The organism is Pseudonocardia sp. McavD-2-B, assembly GCF_024124365.1.
Classification (GTDB): Bacteria; Actinomycetota; Actinomycetes; order Mycobacteriales; family Pseudonocardiaceae; genus Pseudonocardia; species Pseudonocardia alni.
Genome location: NZ_JAMXSG010000376.1, coordinates 1 through 4,291, shown reverse-complemented (window position 1 = coordinate 4,291; position 4,291 = coordinate 1). Strand labels below are relative to the sequence as shown.

The following is a 4,291-nucleotide window of genomic DNA, read 5'->3' as shown; positions in this document are numbered from 1 at the left end:
GGGTCGCCGCCGGCGGGGGGCGTGTCCCCGGTCCGGTCGGCGTCGTCGGGCTCCTCGCCGGCGTCGGGGCCGTCCGGACCGTCCTGCGGCTCGGCCGGGTCGTCGGGGCCGGGGCCGCCGGGGTCCGGGTCGTCGTCGGGGTCCGGGTCGTCCTCGGGGCCCAGGTGGTCCTCGGCGTCGGCGAGGGCGCGGTCCAGCTCGGCCGGGTCCAGGCCGGGCTCGTCGAACGGGTCGCGACGACGGCGGTGCGGCAGCGCGAGCCGGGCGGCGACACGCACGTCGTCGGCGGTCACCGCGTCGCGGCCCTCCCAGGCGGCGTGCGCGGCCGCGGCCCGGGTGATGACCAGGTCGGCACGCATGCCGTCGACGTCGAACCGGGCGCACACGAACGCGATCCGCCGCAGCTCCCGGTCGCTCACCGCGACGGCGGAGACGTGGGCCTGCGCGGCGCGGAGCCGGGCCGCGGTGGCGGTCTCGTCCGGGGCGAAGCGGGCGACGAACCCGGCCGGGTCGTCCTCGAACGCCATGCGCCGCCGCGTCACCTCGACCCGGGTGTCGACGTCGCGGCTGGCCCGCACCTCCACGGTCAGACCGAACCGGTCGAGCAGCTGCGGGCGCAGCTCGCCCTCCTCCGGGTTCATCGTGCCGACCAGCAGGAACCGGGCCGCGTGCGAGACGGAGACGCCGTCGCGCTCGACGTGCGCGCGGCCCATCGCGGCGGCGTCGAGCAGCAGGTCGACGAGGTGGTCGTGCAGGAGGTTGACCTCGTCGACGTAGAGCACCCCGCGGTGGGCGTCGGCGAGCAGGCCGGGCTGGTAGGCGCGGCGGCCCTCGGACAGCGCCTTCTCCAGGTCGAGCGAGCCGACCAGGCGGTCCTCGGTCGCGCCGACGGGCAGCTCGACCAGCCGGGCCGGGCGAGGACCCCCCGCGGCGCCCGCCGGGTGCGGGCCGTCCGGGCAGGACGGGTCCGGCGCGGCGGGGTCGCAGCCGAACCGGCAGGCCTCGACGACCGCGTGCGAGGGCAGCAGCGCGGCCAGCGCGCGCACCGCCGTGGACTTCGCGGTGCCCTTCTCCCCGCGCACCAGGACACCACCGACACCCGGGTGCACGGCGTTGAGCAGCAGCGCCAGCCGCAGGTCGTCGTGGCCGACGACGGCGGAGAACGGGAAGCGGGGAGGTCCGGCGGCGGGGGCGGTGCTCGTGCTCACGCGGGTGAGGCTGCCAGACCGGAGGTCAGCACCGGGAGGTCCGGCGGCGCACCGTGTCCGATCACATGTTCAAGTGACGACGTGTCGAGGTGGAGTTCGACCAGGTCGGCCAGCAGATCCACCTGCCGGGTGCGCTCGGCCGCGAACGACGTGTCCTGCGCCACCACGAACCCGGTCCGTCCCGCCACGTCGGCGAGGCGGGTGAGCAGCAGCCGCCGGAAGCCGTCGTTCTCGGCGAGGCCGTGCCAGTGCGTGCCCAGGACGTTGCCGCGGTCGCTGCCCTCGTCCCCGATCAGGCCGGGGTCGCCGGAGCGCACGACGCGGCCGTGGTGGATCTCGTAGCCGGTGACGGTCTCGCCCCACGCCGTCGCGGTGGGGGTGGCGAGGTGCTTGACCGGGTCGAACGCGATCTCCAGGTCCAGCAGCCCCAGCCCGGCGACGGTCGTGCCGGGAGCGGCCTCGGCGCCGTCCGGGTCGGAGACCGTGTGCCCGAGCATCTGGTACCCGCCGCAGATCCCCAGCACCGGGCGCCCGGCCGCGGCGTGCGCGCGCACGGCGTCGGCCATCCCGGACGCCCGCAGCCAGGCCAGGTCGGACACCGTCGCCTTGGTCCCGGGCAGCACGACGACGTCGGTGTCGGCGATCCGCGACGGCTCGGTCACGTACCGCACGGCGACGCCCGGTTCGCAGGCCAGCGCCTCGGCGTCGGTGGCGTTGGAGATCCGCGGGAACCGGACGACGGCGACCCGCAACCACTGCCCGCCGCGCGGTGGGGCCGGGCGCCCGAGCACCCCGTCGGCGACGGCCGAGAGCGAGTCCTCGGCGTCGAGCCAGAGGCCCTCGGCGAAGGGCAGCACGCCCAGCGTCGGCCGCCCGGTGAGCTCGCGCAGCCGGTCGAGGCCGGGTTCGAGCAGGCGGGGGTCCCCGCGGAACTTGTTGATGACGAAACCGGCGATCAGCGCCTGGTCGGCCGGGTCGAGCACGGCGAGGGTGCCGAACAGGTGCGCGAGCACCCCGCCGCGGTCGATGTCGCCGACGACCAGCACCGGCAGGTCGTTGCGCCGGGCGAAGCCCATGTTGGCGAGGTCGGTGGCCCGCAGGTTGATCTCCGCGGGCGAGCCCGCTCCTTCGCAGACCACGACGTCGTGGCGGGCGCGCAGCCGGGCCAGGGAGTCGGCGACGACGTCGGACAGCGCCGCGGTGCGGTGCCGGTAGGACAGCGCCGACACCTGGCCGTCGGCGCGGCCGCGCACGACGACCTGCGAGGTCCGGTCCCCGCCGGGCTTGAGCAGCACCGGGTTCAGGTCGACCGAGGGGGCGATGCCGCTGGCGAAGGCCTGCATCGCCTGCGCGCGGCCGATCTCGCCGCCGTCGGGGGTGACGACCGAGTTGTTGCTCATGTTCTGCGCCTTGAACGGCGCCACCGAGACGCCGCGCCGGTGCAGCCACCGGCAGATACCGGCGACGACGGCGCTCTTGCCCGCGTCCGACGTCGTCCCCGCCACGAGGACCGCTCCCTGAACCACCACGGCGGGCAGTATCGCCCCGGCGGGACCGTCCGCGGGCGCGGCTACCCTGGGCCGCGTGCGTTTCCTGCTGCGTCCCGGGTGGATCGCGTTCGTCGTCGCGGTGCTGGCCTTCGCCGTCGCCTGCTACACGCTGCTCGCGCCGTGGCAGTTCGACCGGGAGTCCGAGCGCTCCGCGCAGAGCCGGGCCATCGCCACCGCCGACGCGACCCCCGCCGTCGGGTTCGACACGCTCGTCCCGCCGGGCACGGCGATCGGCGCGGACGACCAGTGGCGCCGGGTCACCCTGGCCGGCACGTTCGACCGTGCCGCGGAGACCCTGGTCCGCCTGCGGGTCGTCGACGGCGCACCCGCCTTCGAGGTGCTGACGCCGCTGCGGCTCACCGACGGCCGGACCGTCGTGGTGAACCGGGGGTCGGTCCCGGCCGCGGACCGGGGCGCCGTGCCCGGCTACGCCGCCGCGCCCGCCGGCCCGGTGACGGTCGAGGGCAGGCTGCGCCTGGACGAGACCGACCCGCAGGGCCGCCCGCCGCTGGTCGAGAACGGCACCCGCCAGGTCTACGTGTCGGACTCCCGCTCGGTCGCCGCCGCCACCGGCCTGACGCCGGTCGAGGGCGTCGTGGTGCTGGAGGCCGGCCAGCCCGGCGTGCTGGATCCGATCCCGGTCGAGCCGGTCGGGGGCGGAGCGCCGTTCAGCAACTTCTCCTACGCCCTGCAGTGGCTGACCTTCGGCGCCGTCGCCCTGGTCGCGCTGGTGCTGTTCATCCGGCTGGAACTGTTGCAGCGCAGCGGGAAACGCGAGAAGGCGGGCAGCCTGCGGGACCAGCTCTCCGGCCGCGACGGCTTCGGAGACGAGCCCGTCCCCGCCGACCGTGCCGACGACAGCGCCCCCGGCACCACCCGCGACGCCGCCGCCGGGTCCGGTCCGGGCTCGGGCTGATCCCGCACCGCGCCACACCCGTCGCGGGCCGCCGCCCTGCGCGGTCCCGAGGCGCCACGTGAGTGCGCCGCGCCGGGCTCCGGGGCGCGGTTGCGCAGGGCTCCGGATGCCGCGACCCTTCGCCCCGGCCGAGTTCGCTCATCCGGTCAGCGGATTCACCCGTCCGACATGGTGGCCCGCCGGCCGTGCCCCGCCGGCCGTGCGCCGGGCCGCCCCCCTCCGGGACGGCTCTTTGAACTCGCTTACCTGGTAAGCGAATTCCCACGACATCCACCCTCGCCGACCGGGTAGGCGTGGAGATCGGCCGGACCCACCGGGACCCGGGCGGTGGGCCGCCGGGGCCACCCGAACAGACCCGCTGTCGCCGGAGACAGTTCACGCGGTGAACGGACTCCGGGCGCCACAGCACCGCGGCCGGGGCGACCGGCTCAGCCGCGCCGCCGCCCCAGCACCGCCGCCGTCGCGACGGCGAGCAGCCCGGCCGCCCCTGCCACCAGCCGGGACAGCCGCGCGACGCGGTGCAGGTCGGCCACCCGGGGCGGGTGCCCGTCGCCGAGCGACGGGCGGTCCTCGGTTCCGTAGGCGTAGACCGTCGGCCCGCCCAGACGCAGCCCGAG

The 4,291-nt window shown here is 76.6% G+C and carries 3 protein-coding genes and 1 pseudogene; 1 reads left to right on the top strand and 3 read right to left on the bottom strand.

Annotated features, from left to right (window positions below):
• The coding region (locus tag NH602_RS28655; protein ID WP_253069434.1) for an ATP-binding protein at positions 1 to 1,208 on the bottom strand (1,208 nt) is incomplete at its 3' end.
• A complete protein-coding gene (locus NH602_RS28650) occupies positions 1,205 to 2,734 on the bottom strand; it encodes a cobyric acid synthase (RefSeq protein ID WP_253069435.1) in 1,530 nt (509 codons plus the stop codon). The genes NH602_RS28655 and NH602_RS28650, both read right to left, overlap by 4 nt.
• Before the next feature lie 58 nt (positions 2,735 to 2,792).
• On the opposite strand from NH602_RS28650, the gene NH602_RS28645 reads away from it, so the two are divergent.
• Positions 2,793 to 3,674, top strand: coding sequence for an SURF1 family protein (locus NH602_RS28645; protein ID WP_073574301.1), 882 nt, complete (start codon positions 2,793 to 2,795; stop codon positions 3,672 to 3,674).
• A 428-nt stretch (positions 3,675 to 4,102) separates the two neighbouring features.
• Here NH602_RS28645 and NH602_RS28640 read toward each other — a convergent pair.
• Positions 4,103 to 4,291, bottom strand: a pseudogene (locus NH602_RS28640) (cobalamin biosynthesis protein); the annotation flags it as partial.